Origin of the sequence: Geothrix fuzhouensis (assembly GCF_024609325.1) — a bacterium.
GTDB lineage: Bacteria > Acidobacteriota > Holophagae > Holophagales > Holophagaceae > Geothrix > Geothrix fuzhouensis.
This window is the reverse complement of record NZ_JANHMQ010000001.1, coordinates 201527-222513: the sequence shown is the minus strand read 5'-3', so window position 1 is coordinate 222513 and position 20987 is coordinate 201527. Positions and strand designations below refer to the sequence as shown.

Below are 20987 nucleotides of genomic sequence, written 5' to 3'. Positions count from 1 at the left end.
GATGAGACAGGGCCTCTGGCGGCCCTTCGAGGTTCCCATGACCGACGCTCCCCTGATCCGTCTCACCGACATCACCAAGGTCTATCAGATGGGCGACATGGAGGTGCGGGCCCTGGACGGCGTGTCCATGGAGATCCGCCGCGGCGAGTACGTGGCCATCATGGGCCCTTCCGGCTCTGGCAAGTCCACCATGATGAACGTCATCGGTTGCCTCGACACGCCCACCAACGGCACCTACGAGTTGAACGGCAAGCTGGCCTCCGCCATGACGGACGATGACCTCGCCCAGATCCGGAATGAGGAGATCGGCTTCGTCTTCCAGACCTTCAACCTGCTGGCCCGCACCACTTCGCTCCAGAACGTGGAACTGCCGCTGATCTACGCGGGGAAGACACCCATCGAGCGGCATCAGATGGCCCTGAGGGCCCTGGAGAACGTCGGCTTGGGCACCCGTAGCGACCACATGCCCAACCAGCTCTCCGGTGGCCAGCGGCAGCGCGTGGCCATCGCCCGGGCCCTGGTGAACGATCCCTCCATCCTCCTGGCGGATGAACCTACCGGCGCCCTGGATTCCAAGACCAGCATCGAGATCATGGCCCTATTTGAAGATTTGTATCAGAAGGGCAACACCATTATCCTCGTCACCCATGAGGAGGACATCGCCCGCCACGCCCACCGCATCGTGAAGTTGCGCGATGGCAAGGTCATCCACGACGAGCCGAACACACCCATCACCTCGGAAGAGCACCTGGCTCACCTGAACCTTTGATTCACGGCCCTGTCCAGGGGCTTGACCTCCGGTAAACTGGACGGATGCAGAAGCTCGTTCAAGGCATCCACCAGTTCCAGACCCAGATCTTCAGCTCGCACAAAGAGCTTTTCGAGCGCTTGGACAAAGACCAGGCACCGGAAACCCTCTTCATCACCTGCTCGGACTCGCGCATCAGCCCGAACCTGATCACGCAGACCCAGCCAGGCGAGCTGTTCATTCTGCGCAACGTTGGCAACCTCGTCCCCCCGTACGAACACATGGGTGGCATGAGCGCGGGCATCGAGTTCGCCGTCACGGTCCTTCAGGTAAAGGACATCATCGTCTGCGGTCACTCCAACTGCGGGGCCATGAAGGCTCTGCTGGAGCCCGACCAGCTGGGCGAGTTGCCGGCCACCAAGGCCTGGCTGGCCCATGCCCGGAAGACCGAACAGATCATGTGGGAGAGCTACGGCCACCTCCATGGGAACCAGCTGCTCCATGCCACGGTCGAGGAGAATGCCCTGGTCCAGCTGGAGAACCTGCGCAGCCACCCCTCTGTCGCCAAAGCCGTCGCTGCCGGCCTGCTGCACCTGCACGCCTGGGTCTACAAGATTGAGACCGGTGAGGTCTTCGCCTTCGATCCGGACCGCGGCCAGTACACCTCGGTCACCGGGACGGAGGGTCTCGCGCCGCTCGACCCCGAGCACCGCGCGACGGATCTCTCGATCTAGCCGATCACCGGATGGCGAAGCGGCCTGCGGGGCAGGCCAGCGAAGCGAGGCTCCGGTGAAGCGGCTATGCCACGGTCGTATTAGATGGACAGTCGGTCCAACCGATCGGGACGGTCCCGCCAGTCTTCGTCCACCTTCACGAACAGTTCCAGGCGCACGGGGCGCTGAAGGAGCTTCCTCAATTCGCGCTGGGCGCTCTGGCGGATGTCCTTGATCATCTCACCCTGGCTACCGAGAAGAATCTTGCGGTGGCCATCGCGATCCACCAGGATCCGCGCCGCGATGAAGACGCCTTCGGGACCGAGATCCTCTGGGTAGTCCGCATGGCCCGCCTCGATCCATTGCTCGATGAGCACCGCCACCCCGTGGGGGACTTCCTCCCGGGTCTTCCGGAGCACCTTTTCACGGATGAACTCCGCGGCCAGGGACCGCTCGGTCTGGTCCGTGAAGATTTCCTCGGCGTAGGGCCAGCCGGGCTGGGTTGCATCCCGTTCGAGGAGGGCCCAGAGCGGATCCAGGTTCAGCCCCATCTTAGCGCCGATGGGGACGATCTCCTTGAAGGGCATCAGATCCTTGTAGGTGGCGATCTTCTCGAGGAGGCGGCCCTTGGAGAGCAGGTCGATCTTGTTCAGCAGCAGGTAGGTGGGTCGGCCCAGCTTGCGCAGGCGCTTGGCCAGAGCGTGTTCACCCGTGCCCAGGTAGTCATCCGCGTCCACCATCCACAGGAGCAGGTCGGCTTCTTCGAGGGCCTGCTCGACATGGGCCATCATGCGTTCGTTCAAGGCGTGCTTGGGCAGGTGGATCCCCGGCGTGTCGAGGAAGGCCAGCTGGACATCACCCCGGTTCACCACGCCCAGCACCTTGGTGCGGGTGGTCTGGGGGATCTGGCTCGTGGCCGCCAGCTTCTGCCCCAGCAGGGCATTCAGCAGGGTGGATTTGCCGGCATTGGGAAGGCCGATGATGGCGAGGGTGGCGTGGCGCCGGTGCGGGCCCGTCTCGGGCTGATCAGCCACGATGCACGCCCCGTTTGGCTTCCCGGATGAACTTCAGCAGGTAGGCCACCTCGGCGATATGACCCACTTCCTTCTCGGTCTGGGCCATGGCCTCGTCCCGCAGCAGTCCCGAGTGAAAGAGAAGACGGTGAGCCTTCTTCAACCCCTCGACGACCTCCACGGGGAAACCCTTGCGCTGCAGGCCGATGGTGTTCACGCCGTAGCTCTTGGTGTCCCGGGCGCCGGCGGTTTTCATGAAGGGAAGCACATCCTGGGTTGCCACGGTGAAACCACCCATGAAGGCGTGGTGGCCGACCCGGCAGAACTGGTGGACGGCGGAGAAGGCCCCGATGTTGCAGCCGTCCCCCACCTCCACGTGGCCCGCCAGCGTGGCGCAGTTGGCGAAGATGTTCTTGTTCCCCACATGGCAGTCGTGGGCCACATGGGATCCCGTCATCAGGAAGTTGTCGTCGCCCAGGGTGGTGAGGCCGCCGCCGCCTTCGGTGCCCCGATGAAGGGTGCAGCCCTCACGGATCACATTGCGGTTGCCGACCACCAGGCGCGTGGGTGCGCCCTTGAACTTCAGGTCCTGGGGGCCCATGCCCAGGGTGGCGTGGGGGTAGATGTCATTGTCCTCGCCGACCTCGGTGTGGGGGCCGATGACGATGTGGCTGCGCAGCACGGTGCGGGCGCCAATGACCGCATTGCCTTCGATGGCACAGAAGGGACCCACGACCACGCCCTCGCCCAACCGGGCCTCCGGGCTCACCACGCTGCTCGGATGGATCTGAGCGCTCATCGTCCTTCTCCCTCAGCCAGGTCCATCAGCATGGACATGAATTCGGCTTCTGCGACCTTCTGACCATCCACGAAGGCCTCGCCGCGCATTTTGCAGATCCGGCCCTTAAGGTGGATCACTTTGACTTCCATCACCATCTGGTCGCCGGGCAACACCGGCTTACGGAACTTCACCGCATCAATGCCCATGAAGTAGATCACCTTCCGCGCCCGGTCCTCGATCTCCTGGAGCAGCAGACAGCCCCCGGTCTGGGCCATGGCCTCGATGATGTAGACGCCCGGGTAGACGGGGCGACTGGGGAAATGCCCCTGGAGGACCGCTTCGTTGAAGCTGACGTTCTTCAACCCCTTGATCCATTGCTTGGGCTCGAAATCCAGGATGCGGTCCACCAAGAGGATCGGATACCGGTGGGGTAGCAGATCCATGATTCCTTGCAGATCGATCGTTCGGGGTTCGCGTTCCGACATGAGCACTCCAATCCTCTAGCCTACCGGCTTAGGCCCCTGGCCTCCAGTCTCAGGCTTTCCGGGCGGTCCGCTCGTAGATCCGGGCCTCGATAAAGAGGTCCAGCAGACCTCGGTCCAGGGCCCCCTCCCGGGCCTCTTCGTCCAGGATGGCCAGGCTCCGCTCCACCGGCACCGCCCCCTTGTAGGGCCGGTCCTGGGCGGTCAGGGCATCGTAGACGTCTGCGATGGCCATGGCCCTGCTCTGGACCGGAATTTCCGGTTCCGCCAGCTTCCGGGGATAGCCCCGGCCTGTCAGGCGCTCGTGGTGGGCGTAGGCGATGTCGGGAATGCCCGCTAGGTCCCGGGTCCAGGGGATGCGCTCCAGGAACCGGAAGGTGTGGGTGACATGGCTCTCGATCTCCAGGCGTTCGGCCTCGGAGAGACTTCCCCGGCGGATCCGGAGGCTGGCCAGGTCGGCTGGCTCCACGAGGGCCCGGCGTTCGCCGCTCCAGTGGGTGAAGGTGAGGTCCTCCAGCAGACCCAGGCCTTCGGCCACTTCCTGGGCCATCACGGTGGGCTCATTGCTCTGGCGCACCAGGTGGATGAGTCGCTCCGCTTCGGTTTGGCGATCCTGGAGGGTGCGCTCCCACAGGGCGGTGCTCCCCCCGCCCTTCCAGGCCCGGGCCAGGGCGTCCAGGGCCTCCTCTAGCTCACGCTGGCGCAAGCGCTGGAGGATGATTTCGAGCTGGCCGGGGTCCAGCTTCTTGGCCTTCACCAGCACCTGCTCGCGGACCCCCACCTTGCCGAAGTCGTGCAACAGACTGGCATAGCGCAGTTCCCGCAGCTGGCGGTCCGTGAAGGCCAAGTTACCGTAAGGGCCATTGGGCGTGGCGTTGACCACTTCCGCCAGCCCCACCGTAAGCTCCGCCACCCGCCCCGAATGGCCGCTGGTGACCGGGTCCCGCGCTTCGATGGCCGTCACGGAAGCTGCCACGAAGCCTTCAAAAAGCCGCTCAATCTCCTCCCGCAGTTGGGCGTTCTTCACGGCCACCGCCGCCTGTCCAGCCAGGCTCTGGGCCAGCCTCTGGTCGGCAGAGGTGAAGGCAACCACTCGCCCGTCCTCCTCCTGGCGATTGAGCAGCTGCAGGACGCCCAGCACCTGCCCTTCCGTATCGAGCATGGGCACCACCAGGATGGAGGTGGTGCGGTAGCCGGCCTGGCGGTCGTAGCTGTCATTGAAGTGGTAGGGTGCTTCCGCCGGGATGTGATAGGCGTCCGGCAGGTTCAGGCTCTCCTGGCTGAGAGCCACAAAACCCGCCAGGGTTTCCCGGGAAATGGGCATGGCGAATCGATGGAAGGGCAGGCTCACCCTGGCGTTCTGGGTATGGGCGAAGAGCAGTTCGGGACGATCCTCCTCGCCGGTGAGCAGGTAGATGGACCCGGCCTCGGCCAGCAACAATTCCCGGGCCTTGGTGAGGATCAGGTCCAACAGGCGGTCCAGATTCTGTTCCGACACCAGGGCACGGCCCACTTCATGGAGCCGTTCCATGTCCCGGCGGTCCTGCAGGCGGGCCCAGGCGGACCGCACCAGGGCCTCCGCCGCCTCCGTGCCTGGCCAGATCTCGCAGTCCGCGAAGGTTCCGTCTCCCGGCAGCCCCAGGACCACATCCGCGGTACCGCCGGCCACGAAGACCATGGCCCGGCGCATCTCTCCGGCCGCACGACCCAGGAGGATGCTACGGTGCTCTGGGGGGACGGCAATCGTGAATCGCAAGGCGGAATCAGGCTCCAAAAGGATGAAGGCGAAAGTCCCGCCAGCATATCGGAATTCCCCCGTCCCCACCCAAACCTGGCAGGGCCCCGTCGAGCGCCTGGCCTGGGGCGGTAAGGGTGTGGGCCGCGAGGCCGACGGTCGCCTGCTGCTGCTGGAGGCCCCCCTCGCCCTGTTCCCCGGCGAGGTGGTGGAAGCCACCGTCATCTGGAAGGCCCGCCATGGCGAAGGCCGCGTCACCCGCTGGATCACCCGGGATCCCCGTCGCGCCACGGCGGAGTGCCCCGTGGCCGGCACCTGCGGTGGCTGCGACCTCTGGGAAGCGGGTCGCCACGCCTCCGACCTCAAGCGGCAGATGGTCGCGGACCTCCTGCGCCGCCAACTTGGCGGCGAGGTGGCCTGGGACTGGCATCCTGCCCCCGCGGAGGCCCGCCGCCACCGCATCCAGCTTCACTGGGATGGGACCGCCCTCGGCTACTTCCGCCGCCACAGCCACGCGCTGGTGCCTGTCTCCGCCTGTCCCGCCGCTGCCGAACCCCTGTCCCAGGCCATTCCGCGGCTCCAGGAAGCCCTGGCAGCGCACATCCTCACCTCCCGCCCAGGTCGGTGGGAGCTGGCCACCGGCACGCCCGCGAACGAGGTGCTCGCCACCGATGAGCGGGGTCGCACTTGGCGCCTGGAACCCGATGGCTGGCACCGCAGCGAAGAACCTCTTTCCCAGCGGCTGGGCGGGATCACCCTGCGTCACGAGCCCGGCGCCTTCTTCCAGGTGAGCCCGCCCTGGGCGGCGGAGGCCTTCCGCGGCCTGCTCGAAGGCTGGGATGTGAAGGGCCGTACTCTCTACGACCTCTACGGCGGCGTGGGCCTCTTCTCCGCCCTGCTCGGCAAGCGCTTCGACCAGCGCGTGCTGGTGGAATCCGGCGAAGCGGCCGTGGCCTGGGCCCGCCGCAACCTGGAGGCTCTGGGCCTGCCGGCGGACTGTCTGGTGGGCGATGTGGCGGAGTGGGTGCCCGAAAGCCTGGGCAGACCGGATGACGTGATCCTGCTGGACCCCCCGCGAGCCGGCCTCGAACCCGCGCTCAGCGACCGCCTCTGCACCGCCGGGGCCGGAACGCTGGTGCTAGTGGGCTGCGATGGCGCCGCCTTCTGCCGGGACCTGAAGCGCCTGGAAGCCGCATGGACCCTCGAAAAGCTGGCGGTGTTGGACCTCTTCCCCCTTACCAGCCACGTGGAGTGCGTGGCACTGCTGGTGAAGCGGCCGTGACCGCCTTGGGCCGTCACCTGCTCGTGGAATACACGGGCTGCGATGCCACCATCCTCGCGGATCTGGCGAGGATCACCACCGCCATGCTCGAGGCCGCCCGGGCCTCCGGTGCCACCATCGTCACCCACAGCTTCCACCACTTCAGCCCGCACGGAATCAGCGGGGCGGTGATCATCGCCGAGAGCCACCTGGCCATCCATACCTGGCCCGAGCACTGCTTCGCCGCCGTGGACTTCTTCAGCTGCGGGCCCGTGGACATGGACCGGGGTCTGGCCGTTCTCCGCGCCGCCATTGGCGCCACGGACGAGACCCGGATGGCGCTGGAACGCGGGCCTCTGCGGGCGGTCAACCTCGGATAGCACCCTCCAGCCGCAACAGCCGCTCCTTCATCCCCAGGCCGCCCGCATAACCCGTCAGGCTGCCGCTGGTACCGATCACCCGGTGGCAAGGCACGAGAATGGACATGGGATTGGCGCCGTTGGCCCGGCCCACGGCCCGGCTGAGGTTCGGATCGCCAAGGGCCGCGGCCAGCTGGCCGTAGCTGCGGGTTTCGCCGAAGGGGATGCGCTGAAGTTCGGCCCAGACACGCTGCTCGAAAGGACTGCCGTGGAGGCGGAAGGGCACGTCGAAAGCCGCCCGGTGGCCTGCCGCATAGGTTTCCAGCCGCTCCCGGAGGTGCGCCAAAGCCCTGGCGGGTGGTTCCATAACCGGGCTCAGCCGGGCCAGCTTTGCCAGCAGGGGCTCGCGGAATTCGTGGTCCGCGAAGCCCAGGTAGATCACGGCACCGTCGGCATCAAATGCAGCCTGAAGCAGACCAAGCGAAGTATCGAATCGATGAATCCCGGTCATGCGGGTACTCCTTTCAGGCTGGCCCAGAGATGGAAGGTGGCCAGGCTGCGGTGGGGCGCGAAGGGTGCCATCAGACGGGTGGTGGCCGGGCCATCAGGACGCGCGTCGAGCTTGAACCAGCGTTGCAGGGCCAAGGTGAGGGCCGCATCCCCCACGGGCACGCAGTCCCGGAAGCCCAGGCCACGCATCAGCACGTACTGGGCCGTCCAGGGCCCGCAGCCCCGCAAAGCCAAGAGCGCTTTCCCGGCTCCAGTGGCGGTGAGCAGCCCCTCCAGCCGCAGCTCCCCCTGAGCGACCTTCCCTGCTGCATTCAGGAGGTACTCTGCCTTGCGCCGCGAGAACCGCCGGGCCAGCAGCTCTCCGATATCGAGCGCCGCGATGCTCTTGGCCTCGGGATGGGCCATGAGGTCACCCACCGGCGTGCCCGTCAGGCGGAGCAGATCGCGCCGGAGGGCGTAGGCGAAGGCCAGGTTCACCTGCTGGCCCAGGATGGCCCAGACCAGGGCCTCGAAGGGATCCAGGGTGAGGGGCACGCGCAGGCCCTCCCGGCTTCGGGCCAGGGTCGGATGCGCATCTTCAAAGGGGGCCGGATCCCCGTGCCAGGCCAGCAGACGCAGGGCCGCCCGATGGGCTTCCGCCATGGCGCTGGCCCCGTGGGCGCCCTCCAGGGACACGGACACGCTCCCGGAATCGAAAGCCAGGCTCAGCACCCCCGGCTTCCCGGCGAAATGGGCGGCTTTGCGCAGGGTGGCGCCTTCCACTCGCTCGGAGACGCTTTCGGGATCGCGGCCATGGAACCGCAGCAGGTCGTCCAGCCGGGTGCGCTCTGGCAGCGGCAGGGTGAATCGATCCGAGCCCAGCATGTCGCGATAGGCTCCTGGCGCGAGGCCGGTCTGCCGCCGGAAGGCTTCGTGGAAACCCGAAGGGCTTTCGAATCCCACCGCGGCACCCAGGTCCAGGAGGGATCCTTCGCCGGCATCCAGCCGGGCGCAGGCGGCCTGGATGCGGGCCCGCTGGAGGAACGCCGCGGGCTGGGTGTGGGCATGGTCCCGGAACAAGAGCTTCAGCTTGGTGAGCCCGACCCCTGCCGCTTCCGCCAGGGCACCTGCCTCCTGAAAAGCCGCAGGATCCGCCACCGCCTGGGCCATGGCGTCTTCCAGCCGGGCCAGGTCCGCATCCTCGCCCCGGTAGAAGGCATCGGGCCGGCAGCGCTTGCAGGGGCGGAGGCCCGCCGCTTGTGCCGTGGCCTCGTCCGCGAAGAACCGCACGTTTCGGGCCAGGGGCTTCCGCGCCGGACAGGAGGGCAGGCAGTAGATCCCGGTGGTCAGGACACCCGTGAGCACCCGCCCGTTGAAGGAGGCATCCTTCGCCAGGATCCGTTCGTAGAGGTGCTCGTCCGACCAGCGCATGAATCCCATGCTAGGAGCCCAGGCGGGGGAAGTCCTCCGATGGGCGGCGCCGGAATTATTTCTCAGTCCCACTCCAGCGGCAGGCGGGGCTGAGGCGGGGCCTTGGGCAGCGCACCTTCCAGTCGCAGGAGGAACTCCTTCATATCGAGCCCGCCGGCATAGCCCACCAGGGATCCATCGGACCCGATGACGCGGTGGCAGGGGATGAGGATGGCAATGGGGTTGGCCCCGCTGGCCCGGGCCGCCGCGCGGATGCATTTCTCATCCCCCAGGCGCCGCGCCAGTTCCAAATACGAGATGGTCTGGCCGTAGGGGATGTTCTGCAGTTCCTTCCACACCCGCCGCTGGAAATCTGTGCCCGCCGCGAGCATGGGGATGTTGAAGTCCCGGAGGTTGCCCGAGAAATAGGAATCCAGTTGCCGCTTGAGGAAGGGCAGGCTCTTCGGGACAGGGCCAGCGGGAGCCAGCGGTGGGCGCCCGTGCAGGCGATCCAGCCGAACCAGATGTCCCGCGCCATCAAAGGCCGCGCCCAGGTCACCCAGGGGCGTGGACAGCAGATGGAAGGGCCCGTTCATGGGCACCAGGATGGCAGAATCACGGTTTTTTGTTAAAACCGATCAAGGTCTCCGCCAACCCATGCCCGATTCCAGTTCCCTCAGGGCTTTTGGAAGGGCCCCCTCGCCGGGCAGGGCCACCCGGTGGGTGGGCACGAGCAGGATGATGGGGTTCGCGACGCAGGCCATGACGATGAGTTCCTCGTCCACCCCCAGCCAGGCGCCGAGATCGCCGGGGAGCCGGTATTGGCCATAGGGAATGGTCCGCACGGTGTCCCAGATCCGCAGCTGCAGGGGTGAGCCCTGGGGGTCCACCGGCACCGTGAAGGTGCGCAGGGTGCCCGCCAAATAGGCTTCGAGTTGACGGTCCAGGTACCGCTTGGCCTCGCGCTGCTCCTTGGGCGGCAGGGGGCTGGTCTTCCGCGGATCCAGCCCCTCCACGGCCAACTCCCGCAGCCTTCCCCGGCCGTCGAAGGCGGCACGCATCGGCCCCATCGGGGTATTGAGCTCGTAATGCCAGAGGACCATCAGGGAATCATCGCAGGGTCGGTAGACTGTTGCCATGGCCACTGAACCATTCCGCCTGTCCATCATCGATTATCTGAACGCCGCCCCCCTGAACCATGGATTCAAGCACGGCCTCGGCTGGGAGCATTTCCACCTGAAGTTCCACTACCCCTCCGCCTGCGCCGATCGGCTGCGGTCCGGGGAGGTGGACGCGGGCATCGTCAGCTCCATCGAGTATCTGAGGATCCCCGACCTCCGCATCGTTCCCGGTCTCTGCATCGCCTCCCCCAAGCGGGTGCGCAGCGTGGTGATCCTTTCTAAAGTTCCGCCCGAGCAGATCCAGACCCTGGCCCTGGACACCTCCAGTCGCACCAGCGTGGTGCTGGCCCAGCTGCTGCTCCGGGAGCGCTACGGGGTGGTCCCGGCCGTGACCGACATGGGCCCCGATCTCCCCGCCATGCTCGAGGCGAACGATGCGGCCCTGATGATCGGCGACTCCGCCATGCGGGCCCCCCGCCAGGGCCTGTTCGTGTTGGACCTGGCCGAGGAGTGGCACGCCTGGACAGGCCTGCCCTTTGTTTTCGCGCTCTGGCTGGTCCGCAAGGATGCCCCGGAACTGCCGGTGCCCGGCGGGGTGGCCTCTTTCTTCCACAAGAGCTTCGAGATCGGCCAGGCCCAACTGCCCGCCATCATTGAAGAGGCCCGGCGCACCATCGGCTGGACCAAGATCGAGCTGCACGAGTACCTTACCGAGAACATCAGCTACACCCTGGGCGAAGCCGAGCGCGAAAGCCTCGCCCTCTTCTTCGAAAAAGCCGTACGCCACGGCTTCGCCCCCGAAGAGAAACCCCTGCGGTTCCTCTGACGCCCCTGATCATCCAATGATCCGACTTCTGACCATTCCTGAAGGGACTCCATGACCGACCTCGCCTCCCTCTTCCACGCCCATATCGCCGAGCGCCAGCACACCACCGCCGAAGCCCTGGCCGAAACGGGGTTCGACACGCTGGTGATCTCCAGCGGCAAGGTCTATACCCACTTCGCGGATGATCAGGACGCCCCCTTCCACTCCGTTCCCCACTTCGCCCACTGGTGCCCCATGGCTGGGCCGCACCATATTCTCGTGGTCCGCCCGGGCCAGCGCCCCCGGCTCATCCGCTATGCACCCGAAGACTTCTGGTACGAGCAGCTGCCCCTCGGAACGCCCTTCTGGGCCGCCGAATTCGACATCGAGGAGGTGGGCACCGTCGAAGATGCCTGGAAACGCCTGGGATCGCCTGACCGGGCCGCCTACATCGGCAATGAGACGGACCGGGCCGAGGCGGCGAACCTGGAGCTGAACCCGGTCGGCCTCACCGCCCGTCTGGACTGGCACCGCACCAACAAGTCCGCCTACGAAGTGCAGAACATCGAGGAAGCCACGGTGCTGGCCGCCCGGGGCCACCTGGCTGCCAGGGCTGCCTTCCTGGCCGGCGCCAGCGAACTCGAAATCCACTACGCCTACATCCAGGCCGTAGGCATCGTGGATCACGAGATGCCCTACGGCAGCATCGTGGCCCTCAACGAGAAGGGCGCCACCCTCCACTACGAAGGCAAGCGCACCCTGAAGAATGGCCACGTCATGCTCATCGACGCCGGCGCGCAGGTGCGTGGCTACGCCGCCGACATCACCCGCACCGTGGCCGCGCCCCACTGCGACAGCCGCTTCGCCGACCTCGTGGAAGGCATGGTGAAGCTCGAACTCCAGCTGTGCGACCTCGTGAAGCCCGGCCTGCCTTACGGCGACCTGCACCACCAGGGGCACCTGGCCATTGCAGGCCTGCTGAAAGACCACGGCATCCTGAAGGCCGACCCCGACGAGGCCGTGGAGAAGGGCCTCAGCCGCCCCTTCTTCCCCCACGGTCTGGGCCACCACCTCGGCATCCAGGTGCATGACGTGGCCGGCCGCCAGGGCGCGCCCGACGGCACCATGGCACCACCGCCGCCCCAGCACCCCACCCTGCGCACCACCCGCACCATCGACGCGGGCCAAGTGTTCACCGTGGAGCCGGGCCTCTACTTCATCCCCATGCTGCTGCGCCCCTTCCGGGAGAACGAGCACAAGAACCGCTTCGACTGGAAGCTCATCGACGAGCTCACCCCCTGCGGCGGTATCCGGATCGAGGACAACCTGCTGGTGACCCCCACTGGGCACCGCAACCTCACCCGACCGCATCTCCCCAGCTAGCCTGCGGATCTGGACTACCGCCGACCACACGCCTGCGGCGGAAGGGCGGGATATGGCCCAGGCCATTCCCTCCTGGCGTCTGGTTGCGTCGTCCGCACGGATTGCCACAGCCTCATCTTGTGAGCTGACAGATCTTCGGGTCTGATGGGAGACATCCTCTCGATCCTCCCATCCAGGCCCCCAGGCCGCCCTCCAGGAGTGACCCTGTGTCCACCCAGCCCTTCGACCCCACCCGCGATCACCGCATCTCGCGCGAGGAGGCGGCGAGCCTAGTCCGGAACCATCACGTCCACGCCGAGGCAGGCGCCCACCGCGCCTCCGCCTTCAACCGCAGCGCCTTCGAGCAGCTCCTGGCCCAGCCCGGCGCCGCTGGCATCCGCATCTACCACGCCCGCCACGCCGACGGTTCGCCAACGATGGTGATGGTGGCAGTGGACGCCCAAGGCACTGATGTGGCGAGCGCCGAGGCGGTCTACATCCAGAACACCACCGACTGCCCGCCCATCTGCTCTGGCACGACCCTCGGCCCTTCGGTCTAGCTTCAGGGCGGACACCTTGCCGTCACCCAGGACCCTCATCCGGATCATCCACTTCGCCCTGAACCCGTGGATGCTGGCCCCCATCGCCGCCTGCCTGTGGGGCCGGTGGCGTGGTGGGTACCTTTATCCGGACTGGATGCGGCTGTACACCAAAGTTCAGGTATTCGATCTGGCCCAGGGACTCGTCTTCACAGGCATGGCCATGAACCACAGGAACAATCAGTGGCTGCGCCATCTGACACAGCCAGTGGTCTTCGCTGGGATGCTCGGGACGCTGTATCTCATGGCACCGCCCAGGACCAGGAATCGTAAAATTGTGTACGGGGCCTACCTGTTCATCGGATTGGTGGCCGCAGTCTTCGGGGCCTTCCTCGATGGGACGACCTGGCGCAATTCGGTCTTCACCTCCGTGATGTGCCTCGTCTATCTCATAGCCGTCCCGCAGGAACTGAAATTACTGTCGGAATCCGCCGAGGAGGTCTGGCTGGCCGCCCAGCCCTCTTTCTGGGTGCTCTCTGCCCTGCTGGTGTACAGTTCGGGCACGCTGATCTTCAACGCCAGTTCGAACTACTTCCTCAGGTCCCTCCCCCCTCGCCTGGTTCTTATCCCGTGGGTGGTGGTGGGCTTCATCCACGCCATCCACGAAGCCATGCTCGCCAAGGCCTTCCTGTGTCCGAAACCCGCCTCGTCCTGATGTTCGTGCTGGCCACCACCGCCGTGGTGGTGCTGGCTTGGCTCACGCTCTTCAGCGTGGTCTCCGCGAAATCCCGCATCATCCGGGAGCAACGCAAGGCGCTGGATGCCGAGCAGCGACTCCGCCTGGCTCAGGAAGCCTTCATGGACAACGCGCACCACGAGCTGCGCACACCTCTGCAGGTGCTGGCGGGGAATCTGCAAATGGTGCGAGACCTGGGACTCGGGCTCGAGCAAGCCGCGATCCTCGACCGGGCCCAAGAGACGGCCACGCGCCTGGGCCATCTGGTGCAGGGGCTCCTCGACTTTGCCAGCCTCGGCCAGGGGACCCTCACCCTGCGGCCGGCCGCGGCGGACCTGAGTGCCCATCTGGCCCTCCTGGCGCAGTCCCTGGGCGCCCGTGCCCAGGCCAAGGGACTCGAGGCGCGTGTGGCGCTGGCCGCCTTGCCCGCCCCCCTGGCCTGCGATACAGCCCGCTTGTCCCAGGCCCTGGAGGCCCTGCTGGACAATGCAGTGGGCTTCACCGAGCGGGGAGCCGTAGGATTCCGCATGACGGCCCGCCCGGACGGAACCGCCTGGAACCTCCGTTTCGAGATCGAGGATGAGGGCCCGGGTCTGTCGGTGGACTGGGAGCGGCTTCTGAAGCCTTTCGAGCAGGAGGAACGGAGCCTGCGCCGCCGCCGGGGAGGCCTGGGCATCGGCCTGCCTCTGGCCGCGGGCCTCATCCAGTTGATGGGAGGCAGAATGGGGCTGGTGCCCCTCGCCACCGGCACCCTGGCCTGGGTGGAAGTCCGGTTGGAGGAAGCAGTGGGCTGACGAGGCCTCGTTTTCCGATATACATGGAGGATCCCCCGGAGTCTCCATGTCCGTCCGCACTCTTCTGGCCTGCCTGGTCCTCGTCCCCACCCTGCTGGGCCAGGGCACCGACAGGCTCACCCTCGAAGCCGTCGCCCATCCCACGAAGAAAGTGGCCTATGCAGGTCGGCCAGCCACGCGCCTGGACTGGCTGCCGGACGGAGCCCTGGTCGAAACCCGCCGGGAGGGCGCTCAGGTGGCCCTCTATCGGATCAATCCCGCCACCTGGGAACGGAAGCCCCTGCTGGAATCCGCCCGCCTCCAGTCAGCCCTCGCGGCGGCAGGGGCCGGAGACGCCGCCGCCAAGGAAGCCCTAGGGCGCGGCGCCTTCATCTGGAAGGAGGACCACAGTGCCTTCCTGCTGACCGTGGCGGAGGACCTCTTCCTGGTGGATGTGAAGGCGGCCACGGCCAAGCGGCTCGCGGGCGGCAAGCCTGAGGAGCCGGCATTCAGCCCCGATGGGACCCAGGTGGCCTACCTCCGGGGCAGTGACCTCTATCGGGTGGACGTGACAACGACCCAGGAGACCCGCCTCACCACCGGTGGCGGAGAGACCGTGTTCAATGGGCGCCTGGACTGGGTGTACCAGGAGGAGGTCTACGGCCGGGGCAGCTTCCGTGCCTTCTGGTGGGCCCCGGATTCCAAGCACCTGGCCTATCTCAGCCTCGATGAGACCAAGGTGCCGGTCTACACCCTCATGGATGACCGCTTCCAGCCCCAGAAGGCCCTGAGGGCCCGCTATCCCAAAGCCGGGGATCCCAATCCCAGCGTCCGCCTGGGCGTGGTGGACCTCACGGGGGCCACCACCTGGATGGACGAGCCCTATTCCGGCCAGGAGACCCTCATCGTGCAAGTGGGCTGGGATCCGGCCGGTCACTTGCTGGCCACGCATCAGGACCGGATCCAGAGCTGGCTCGATCTGCGTCGCTATGAAGGGGCCACATCCCAGTTGCTCATCCACGAGAACGGCCGCGCCTGGCAGGAGCGGCTGCCCCTGCCCCACTTCCTCCCCGACGGGGGCTTCCTGTGGGAGTCCGGACGCACGGGGCGCCACCACGTCTACCGCTACGGCAAGGAGAGCCAGCTGCTCGGCCCTGTCACGGCCGGGGACTGGGATGTCCGGCAGGTGCATGGCGTGGACTCCAGGACTGGGCAACTCTATTTCGACGCGACCGAACGCAGCCCCATCGGCCTGGACGCCTACCGCGTGGGGCTGGACGGAAAGGGCCTCGTGCGGCTGACGGACCGGCCGGGCACCCACCGGGTGAAGTTCAATGCCGCGTTCACCGCCCTCCTCGACACCTGGAGTGACATCCACACCCCGCCCCAGCAGGCACTCCACGACGGCCAGGGCAAGCTGGTCCGCCTCATCGACGCCAATCCCGCCGAAGCCTGGAAGGCCCTGAAGCTCGGCAAGGTGAGTTTCCAGCAGGTGAGAACCCGCGAAGGCTTCCCCATGGAATCGATGTTGGTCCTGCCCGTGGACTTCGACCCCGCGAAGAAATACCCCGTGTTCCAGACGCTCTACGGCGGGCCGATGGCCCCCGAGGTGCGGAACCTCTGGCGCCGGGACATGCCCTGGTTCCAGTTCCTGGCCCAACAGGGCATCGCTACCTGGATCTGCGACAACCGCAGCGCCTCGGGGAAGGGCCTGGCCAGCGCCCACGGCATCTACCGCAACCTGGGGGCCCAGGAGCTTCAGGATCAGCTCGACGGCCTGGCCTGGCTGAAGGCCCAGGGCTGGGCGGACATGGACCGGATCTGCCTGGACGGCTGGAGCTACGGCGGCTTCATGACCACCTATGGCCTCACGCACAGCAAGGCCTGGAAGCTGGGCATCGCCGGAGCGCCCGTGACGGACTGGCACCTCTACGACAGCATCTACACCGAGCGCTACATGGGCCTGCCCAGCAACAACAAGGCGGGCTACGACTCCAGCTCCGTGCTCAAGGCCGCGGCCAACCTGTCCGGCCGCCTCCTGCTGCTCCACGGCACCCTGGATGACAATGTCCATCCCCAGAACACCGTCATGCTCATCGACGCCATGGAGAAGGCGGGATTCCCCGTCCAGATGGTACCCCTGCCGGGCTCCGACCACAGCCCCCGCGCCCCCCAGCACAACTGGGCACGCTTCCAGGCCATGTGGGAGTTCCTCTCGAAGTACCTCTGATCAGGCTTCCCGTTTGCGTCGATCCAAGGAACGGACAACCTGAAGCAGCAGCAGCTGGCCGGGACGCCGATGAGGCGTCTCGACTGGGCTGGACAATAGTCAGGCCAGGGTTGCCTCGTCCGGTTTCGCGGGCAATAGTCGGTCGTACACCCACAACAGCACGGCCGTGAGCACGCCCACCCCGATGATCGTCCAGAGCATGCCGGCCGGCTTGTGGGTCACTTCGCCGAAATGGTGCATCAATTTCCCGCCGAACCAGCCGCCAATGAGGGAGCCCAGCCCGATGGGGAGAAAGGCAAAGCCCATGTAGGTGCCCTGCTGGCCCGGAGGGGCGAGGCGTGAAATGTACTCGTAGTAGCGCGGCGACTGGACGATCTCCCCCAGCGCGACGCAAATGAGCGTGATGATCACGCCCGTCACAGTCGGCTTGAAGATCAACACGATCCAGGCGAGGGACGACATCAAGGTTCCGATCGTGACCGCCTTCACCGAGGCGATCTTCTGCGTGGCCAGGTTGATCAACACCGTCAGGGAAATCACCACCAGGGGGCCGGTCATCAACAGGAGTTCCGTATCCGCCTTCGGATCGATGTACTTCGCGACGTACAAGGGCAACGTGATGAATTCCTGCCAGTACACAACCCAGTACCCTGTGAAGATCACCAGGAACAACATGAACTTCGGATTCGAGAGCACCGTGACGAAGTTCTTGCCTGTTTCCGCCAAGGAGGGCGGCGGCACATCACCCGCTTTGCGCGGTTCCTTGAACATCAGCAGCACGGCGAAAAACATCAAAAACACGCTGACGGCAGCCACGCGGAACACATTCTCCACGCTCATGTGCCGATGGACGTACGACGCAACAAAGGGACCGGCGGCGCCGCCGATGTTCACCAGCGTGTAATAGATCGAGTAGCCAATCGAGCGGACATTTTCCTTTGAGGCTCGCGCGGTTGTTCCGACCACGGCCGGCTTCACCAGCGCGATGCCGAGCGCGGGCAGCATCAGCAGGAAGGCCACGAGCGCGCCAAGGGGCACCAGGCCGCGAACGGGTGCCATCCAGGAAGACCCGAGTGATCCGAGCAGGAAATAGGAGCAGCTGAGGATCAGATAGGCGAGGGAGAGCGCGCGGCGGAAGCCCAGGCGGTCGGCAATCGCTCCTCCAAAAGCCGCCAGGAACCAGACCAGCCCACCGAACAAACCGGCCAGACTGCTGGCATCCTGAGTCGGAAATCCGAGTGATTCGTTCAGATAGCGGGCAAGCGACGCGAAGGCCGCGTAGTAGGAGAGCCGCTCGAACAACTCACTGACATTGGCAACCCAGAAGGGGCGCTCAAATCCGTCGCGGATATCGCGCAAACGCTGAGCTGTGCTCAAAGTGCCTCCTGGGCAAGGGAACTGCCCTTCGATCTTCCTGGGAATCCGTGGGAGCGGTCAACCGGGTCAGCCGGGAACGATCACGGAGTCCAATTGCCCTATGACAAAAGAAGGGGAGAGCGCTGGCCCCCACCTTCTGATTGGCCTGCCTATTCCCGAGTCTTGGCGAACTCCACCACGGCCTTGAGCATGTCGCCCACGGACATGATGCCCACAAGCTTGCCCTTGGCATCCACGACACACAAGCCGTAGAGCTTGTGGTCAAGGATGGACTGTGCGGCCGTGGCCAAGTCCGTATCCGGCGTGACCGTGTGCGGGTGGGGGTTCATGACCTCCTTCACGGCGGTCTTGGAGAGCAGGTAGTGCACTTCCCAGGTGTCGAGCGAAGTGGCCTTGCCCGGGGTGTAGTCCTTGATCATCCGCTCCGTGATCAGACCCACGAGGTGGCCCTTGGCCATGACGGGGAGGCGCCGGATGCCCTTTTCTTTCATGAGGTGGATGGCCTCGATGATCGAGGCGTCCTCGCTGATCGTGATGGGATTCTTGGTCATCCACTTTTCGACAGTGGTCATCGGGATCTCCTCACATGCCCAGGAAGGCTTTCTTGATGTGTTCATTGTTGAGCAGTTCGTCGCCCCGGCCCGTGAGCACCACCCGGCCCGTCTCCATGACGTAGGCACGATGGGCGATGCGGAGAGATTGGTAGACGTTCTGTTCCACGAGAAGGATGGTAACGCCCTCCTTGTTGATGCCGGTGATGATGTCGAAGATGTTCTTCACCAGCAGGGGCGAGAGACCCAGGGAAGGCTCATCCAGGAGCAGCACCTTGGGATTGGCCATGAGGCCCCGGGCGATGGCCAGCATCTGCTGCTCACCGCCGGACATCGTTCCACCCAGTTGCTTCTCCCGCTCCTTGAGGCGCGGGAACAGCTGGAACACCCAGTCGATGTTCTTCTGACGATCCCCCCGGGTGGCCTTGACGTAGGACCCCATGCGGAGGTTCTCCATGACGGTCATCTCGGGGAAGATGCGGCGGCCCTCGGGCACCTGCACCAGGCCAGCTTCAACCACGTGGTGCGGCTGCATCTTGCCGAGGTCCTTGCCATCGAAGGTGATGCTCCCAGACGTGGGTTTGACAAGGCGGGAAATATTCTTGAGGGTGGTGGATTTCCCGGCGCCATTGGAGCCGACCACGGTGACGATTTCACCCTCATGCACTTCCAGATCCACATCCCACAGGACCTTGAGATCGCCATACGCGAAATTCAGTTTCTCGATCTTAAGCATGGCTCTCACCCAGGTAGGCATCGATCACGTCCTGATTGCTCACCACCTCCTGGGGGGTGCCTTCGGTCAGCTTCTCGCCGGAGGTGAGGACGACGATCCGGTCGGAGATGCGCATGATGGCCTTCATGTCGTGCTCGATGACCATCTGCGTGAGCCCGCGCTGCTTGATGTCCAGGATGAGCTGGATGATCTCTTCGCTTTCCGCCGGGTTGAGACCACCCATGACCTCGTCCAGCAACAGGAGTTTGGGCTGCGTGGCAAGGGCCCGGGCCACCTCGAGCTTCTTCCGCTCGCCGATGGGCAGGCCGCCGGCCAAAAGGTCGACGCGGTGTTCCAGGCGGACCACCTTGAGCTGCTCCATGGCCAGTTCCCGAGCGTGTTTCAGCGAGGAGGTACGGGCGAGGGCACCCACCATCACGTTGTCGATCACCGATAGCTTGGCCAGGGGTCGCACCTTCTGCCAGGTCCGCACCATGCCGAGCATGCAGACCTTGTCGGGCTGAAGTCCGTTCATGCGCCGGCCGTCAAAGATGACTTCCCCTTTGGATGGGGGGTAGTAGCCGGTGATGCAGTTGAAGAGGGTAGTCTTGCCCGCGCCATTGGGCCCGATGAGACCCATGATCGTGCCCTCCTCGACAGAAAAGGACACGTCGGAATTGGCCGCCAGGCCGCCGAAGAACTTGCTGACGCTTTTGATCTCCAGGATGGCCATCAGACCGCCTCCCGATTACGGCGCGGGGCCAACTTTTTGATAAAGCCCATGAGCCCATCCGGCATGAAGAGGATCACCAGCACCACGAGGATGCCGTAGAGCAGGACATGCGCGTGGGCGAGATTCTCCTTGAGGAAGAGCCCGATTCTCGAATCTGCGCTCACAAAACCGATCTTCACCAGGCCCTCGGTGATCATGTTGCTGCGAAGCGCCTCGGACAGAGGCACCAGCAACAAAGAACCGAGCACTGGGCCCCAGATGGTCCCCATGCCGCCTATGATGCAGATCAGCATGATCTGGACGGAGACATCCAGCCCGAGGACCGTCGGCGGATCGACGAACCCCACATAGATGCCGTAGAAGGCGCCAGCCAGAGAGGTCAGCACCGCGGAGATCACCAGGCCGATGTTCTTGTAGGCCGTGATGTGGATGCCCAGGGAATGCGCCGCGTCCTGGTCCTCCCTAATGGCCTGGAAATAGTAGCCCAGCTTGGAGTGCTGCACCCAGTATGTGATCGCAATGGTGAACAGGGCCAGAAAGAGGCCGATGTAATAGAAGGGGACCTTGGTGAGGAAATCCGTGATCACCCGCCCCCCGATCTTGAAAGCAGGAATCTCCGTGGCCAGGATGCCCTCGGCGCCATTGGTGAGGGTTGTCAGGTTGATGGCGGAAAGCCGCATGATCTCGGCCACGGCGATGGAGGCCAGCACGAAGTACGGGCCACGCAACCGGAAGCAGATGCTGCCGATCACGAGCGCCACCACGATCACGATCGCCACGCCCACCCAGACACCCACCCAGGGAACGACCTGCCTGGAATACATGAGCATCATGGTGGTGTAGGCCCCCACCCCGAAGTAGGCGGCGTGGCCTACGGAATACTGCCCTGCATAGCCGCCCAGGATGTTCCAGCTCTGCCCCTGGGACACACTTAGAAAGAGCAGGATCATCATGTGCAGGGCGTAGGGGCTCTCCACGTACCGGGGAATCACCAGCAGGGCCGCCAGAAACAGGAGGCCGATCGCAGCCTTGAGAATGGTCTTGGTCATGTCGA

23 protein-coding genes are annotated in these 20987 nt (G+C 65.4%); 10 read left to right on the top strand and 13 right to left on the bottom strand.

Translation table 11 applies throughout. The annotated features are described in order from the left end of the window. Positions 1-37 precede the first annotated feature (37 nt). Both NOV74_RS01015 and NOV74_RS01010 read left to right on the top strand, forming a co-directional pair. The gene (locus NOV74_RS01015; RefSeq protein WP_257308519.1) at positions 38-769 is read left to right on the top strand and encodes an ABC transporter ATP-binding protein; all 732 of its coding nucleotides are present in this window, start codon (positions 38-40) and stop codon (positions 767-769) included. A gap of 44 nt (positions 770-813) precedes the next feature. Next, positions 814-1482, top strand: a complete 669-nt coding sequence (locus tag NOV74_RS01010) for a carbonic anhydrase (RefSeq protein WP_257308517.1) — start codon at positions 814-816, stop codon at positions 1480-1482. 80 nt (positions 1483-1562) lie between these two features. Here the strand turns inward: NOV74_RS01010 and era are convergent, their stop codons facing one another. Genes era through NOV74_RS00990 form a run of 4 tightly spaced genes read right to left on the bottom strand, consistent with a single transcriptional unit; the run spans position 1563 to position 5493 of the window. Further along, positions 1563-2495, bottom strand: coding sequence for a GTPase Era (gene era, locus NOV74_RS01005; RefSeq protein ID WP_257308515.1), 933 nt, complete (start codon positions 2493-2495; stop codon positions 1563-1565). Continuing rightward, positions 2488-3273, bottom strand: a complete 786-nt coding sequence (lpxA, locus tag NOV74_RS01000; RefSeq protein ID WP_257308513.1) for an acyl-ACP--UDP-N-acetylglucosamine O-acyltransferase — start codon at positions 3271-3273, stop codon at positions 2488-2490. The genes era and lpxA overlap by 8 nt, the downstream gene beginning before the upstream one ends. After that, positions 3270-3740: a 3-hydroxyacyl-ACP dehydratase FabZ gene (gene fabZ, locus NOV74_RS00995; protein WP_257308511.1), complete on the bottom strand. Its 471-nt coding sequence runs from the start codon at positions 3738-3740 to the stop codon at positions 3270-3272. The genes lpxA and fabZ overlap by 4 nt, the downstream gene beginning before the upstream one ends. Positions 3741-3789: 49 nt before the next feature. Continuing rightward, positions 3790-5493, bottom strand: coding sequence for an HD family phosphohydrolase (locus NOV74_RS00990; RefSeq protein ID WP_257308510.1), 1704 nt, complete (start codon positions 5491-5493; stop codon positions 3790-3792). A 22-nt stretch (positions 5494-5515) separates the two neighbouring features. Here NOV74_RS00990 and NOV74_RS00985 point away from each other — a divergent pair, with 22 nt between their 5' ends. Both NOV74_RS00985 and speD read left to right on the top strand, forming a co-directional pair. Beyond that, positions 5516-6754: a class I SAM-dependent RNA methyltransferase gene (locus NOV74_RS00985; RefSeq protein ID WP_257308509.1), complete on the top strand. Its 1239-nt coding sequence runs from the start codon at positions 5516-5518 to the stop codon at positions 6752-6754. Further along, a complete protein-coding gene (gene speD, locus NOV74_RS00980) occupies positions 6751-7113 on the top strand; it encodes an adenosylmethionine decarboxylase (RefSeq protein ID WP_257308507.1) in 363 nt (120 codons plus the stop codon). The genes NOV74_RS00985 and speD overlap by 4 nt, the downstream gene beginning before the upstream one ends. Here speD and NOV74_RS15265 read toward each other — a convergent pair. The 4 genes from NOV74_RS15265 to NOV74_RS00960 all read right to left on the bottom strand — a co-directional run bounded on the left by NOV74_RS15265 (position 7100) and on the right by NOV74_RS00960 (position 10094). Then, positions 7100-7603: a methylated-DNA--[protein]-cysteine S-methyltransferase gene (locus NOV74_RS15265; RefSeq protein ID WP_306672250.1), complete on the bottom strand. Its 504-nt coding sequence runs from the start codon at positions 7601-7603 to the stop codon at positions 7100-7102. The two genes, speD and NOV74_RS15265, sit on opposite strands and share 14 nt — an antisense overlap. After that, on the bottom strand, positions 7600-9012 hold the full coding sequence (locus tag NOV74_RS00970) for a DNA-3-methyladenine glycosylase 2 (protein ID WP_257308506.1): 1413 nt from the start codon (positions 9010-9012) through the stop codon (positions 7600-7602). The genes NOV74_RS15265 and NOV74_RS00970 overlap by 4 nt, the downstream gene beginning before the upstream one ends. A gap of 62 nt (positions 9013-9074) precedes the next feature. Beyond that, the gene (locus NOV74_RS00965) at positions 9075-9587 is read right to left on the bottom strand and encodes a methylated-DNA--[protein]-cysteine S-methyltransferase (RefSeq protein WP_257308504.1); all 513 of its coding nucleotides are present in this window, start codon (positions 9585-9587) and stop codon (positions 9075-9077) included. A 42-nt stretch (positions 9588-9629) separates the two neighbouring features. Beyond that, positions 9630-10094, bottom strand: a complete 465-nt coding sequence (locus tag NOV74_RS00960; protein ID WP_257308502.1) for a methylated-DNA--[protein]-cysteine S-methyltransferase — start codon at positions 10092-10094, stop codon at positions 9630-9632. A 34-nt stretch (positions 10095-10128) separates the two neighbouring features. Here NOV74_RS00960 and NOV74_RS00955 point away from each other — a divergent pair, with 34 nt between their 5' ends. The 6 genes from NOV74_RS00955 (at position 10129) to NOV74_RS00930 (ending at position 16557) form a co-directional block, all read left to right on the top strand. Continuing rightward, entirely contained in the window at positions 10129-10938 is an 810-nt protein-coding gene (locus tag NOV74_RS00955) for a menaquinone biosynthetic enzyme MqnA/MqnD family protein (RefSeq protein WP_257308500.1), read from the top strand. A 51-nt stretch (positions 10939-10989) separates the two neighbouring features. Then, complete coding sequence (pepQ, locus tag NOV74_RS00950) at positions 10990-12300, top strand: Xaa-Pro dipeptidase (protein WP_257308498.1); 1311 nt, start codon at positions 10990-10992, stop codon at positions 12298-12300. 206 nt (positions 12301-12506) lie between these two features. Next, positions 12507-12839, top strand: a complete 333-nt coding sequence (locus NOV74_RS00945) for a hypothetical protein (protein WP_257308497.1) — start codon at positions 12507-12509, stop codon at positions 12837-12839. A 16-nt stretch (positions 12840-12855) separates the two neighbouring features. Beyond that, positions 12856-13533, top strand: coding sequence for a hypothetical protein (locus tag NOV74_RS00940; protein ID WP_257308495.1), 678 nt, complete (start codon positions 12856-12858; stop codon positions 13531-13533). Further along, positions 13509-14348 carry a sensor histidine kinase gene (locus NOV74_RS00935; protein ID WP_257308494.1) on the top strand — a complete coding sequence of 280 codons (840 nt, stop codon included), beginning with the start codon at positions 13509-13511 and terminating at the stop codon, positions 14346-14348. Before NOV74_RS00940 ends, NOV74_RS00935 begins: the two co-directional genes overlap by 25 nt. A 46-nt stretch (positions 14349-14394) precedes the next feature. Further along, on the top strand, positions 14395-16557 hold the full coding sequence (locus NOV74_RS00930; protein WP_257308493.1) for a S9 family peptidase: 2163 nt from the start codon (positions 14395-14397) through the stop codon (positions 16555-16557). Between the two features lie 99 nt (positions 16558-16656). Here NOV74_RS00930 and NOV74_RS00925 read toward each other — a convergent pair whose 3' ends face one another. The 5 genes from NOV74_RS00925 to NOV74_RS00905 all read right to left on the bottom strand — a co-directional run bounded on the left by NOV74_RS00925 (position 16657) and on the right by NOV74_RS00905 (position 20982). Then, complete coding sequence (locus tag NOV74_RS00925; protein ID WP_257308492.1) at positions 16657-17934, bottom strand: MFS transporter; 1278 nt, start codon at positions 17932-17934, stop codon at positions 16657-16659. A gap of 149 nt (positions 17935-18083) precedes the next feature. Next, positions 18084-18506 carry a CBS domain-containing protein gene (locus tag NOV74_RS00920; protein WP_257308491.1) on the bottom strand — a complete coding sequence of 141 codons (423 nt, stop codon included), beginning with the start codon at positions 18504-18506 and terminating at the stop codon, positions 18084-18086. A gap of 10 nt (positions 18507-18516) precedes the next feature. Then, positions 18517-19221, bottom strand: coding sequence for an ABC transporter ATP-binding protein (locus NOV74_RS00915; RefSeq protein ID WP_257308490.1), 705 nt, complete (start codon positions 19219-19221; stop codon positions 18517-18519). Beyond that, a complete protein-coding gene (locus NOV74_RS00910) occupies positions 19214-19933 on the bottom strand; it encodes an ABC transporter ATP-binding protein (RefSeq protein WP_257308489.1) in 720 nt (239 codons plus the stop codon). Before NOV74_RS00910 ends, NOV74_RS00915 begins: the two co-directional genes overlap by 8 nt. Next, complete coding sequence (locus NOV74_RS00905) at positions 19933-20982, bottom strand: branched-chain amino acid ABC transporter permease (RefSeq protein WP_257308487.1); 1050 nt, start codon at positions 20980-20982, stop codon at positions 19933-19935. The genes NOV74_RS00910 and NOV74_RS00905 overlap by 1 nt, the downstream gene beginning before the upstream one ends. Between the last annotated feature and the right edge of the window lie 5 nt (positions 20983-20987).

What these genes read in the sequence shown, in the direction of transcription:
- NOV74_RS00960 (WP_257308502.1), bottom strand. Translation starts at nt 10,094, where the DNA reads ATGGTCCTCTGGCATTACGAGCTCAATACCCCGATGGGGCCGATGCGT.
- pepQ (WP_257308498.1), top strand. Translation starts at nt 10,990, where the DNA reads ATGACCGACCTCGCCTCCCTCTTCCACGCCCATATCGCCGAGCGCCAG.
- NOV74_RS15265 (WP_306672250.1), bottom strand. Translation starts at nt 7,603, where the DNA reads ATGACCGGGATTCATCGATTCGATACTTCGCTTGGTCTGCTTCAGGCT.
- NOV74_RS00985 (WP_257308509.1), top strand. Translation starts at nt 5,516, where the DNA reads ATGAAGGCGAAAGTCCCGCCAGCATATCGGAATTCCCCCGTCCCCACC.
- lpxA (WP_257308513.1), bottom strand. Translation starts at nt 3,273, where the DNA reads ATGAGCGCTCAGATCCATCCGAGCAGCGTGGTGAGCCCGGAGGCCCGG.
- NOV74_RS00910 (WP_257308489.1), bottom strand. Translation starts at nt 19,933, where the DNA reads ATGGCCATCCTGGAGATCAAAAGCGTCAGCAAGTTCTTCGGCGGCCTG.
- NOV74_RS01010 (WP_257308517.1), top strand. Translation starts at nt 814, where the DNA reads ATGCAGAAGCTCGTTCAAGGCATCCACCAGTTCCAGACCCAGATCTTC.
- NOV74_RS00970 (WP_257308506.1), bottom strand. Translation starts at nt 9,012, where the DNA reads ATGCGCTGGTCGGACGAGCACCTCTACGAACGGATCCTGGCGAAGGAT.
- NOV74_RS00920 (WP_257308491.1), bottom strand. Translation starts at nt 18,506, where the DNA reads ATGACCACTGTCGAAAAGTGGATGACCAAGAATCCCATCACGATCAGC.
- NOV74_RS00965 (WP_257308504.1), bottom strand. Translation starts at nt 9,587, where the DNA reads ATGAACGGGCCCTTCCATCTGCTGTCCACGCCCCTGGGTGACCTGGGC.
- NOV74_RS00955 (WP_257308500.1), top strand. Translation starts at nt 10,129, where the DNA reads ATGGCCACTGAACCATTCCGCCTGTCCATCATCGATTATCTGAACGCC.
- NOV74_RS00905 (WP_257308487.1), bottom strand. Translation starts at nt 20,982, where the DNA reads ATGACCAAGACCATTCTCAAGGCTGCGATCGGCCTCCTGTTTCTGGCG.
- NOV74_RS00915 (WP_257308490.1), bottom strand. Translation starts at nt 19,221, where the DNA reads ATGCTTAAGATCGAGAAACTGAATTTCGCGTATGGCGATCTCAAGGTC.
- NOV74_RS00930 (WP_257308493.1), top strand. Translation starts at nt 14,395, where the DNA reads ATGTCCGTCCGCACTCTTCTGGCCTGCCTGGTCCTCGTCCCCACCCTG.
- NOV74_RS01015 (WP_257308519.1), top strand. Translation starts at nt 38, where the DNA reads ATGACCGACGCTCCCCTGATCCGTCTCACCGACATCACCAAGGTCTAT.
- fabZ (WP_257308511.1), bottom strand. Translation starts at nt 3,740, where the DNA reads ATGTCGGAACGCGAACCCCGAACGATCGATCTGCAAGGAATCATGGAT.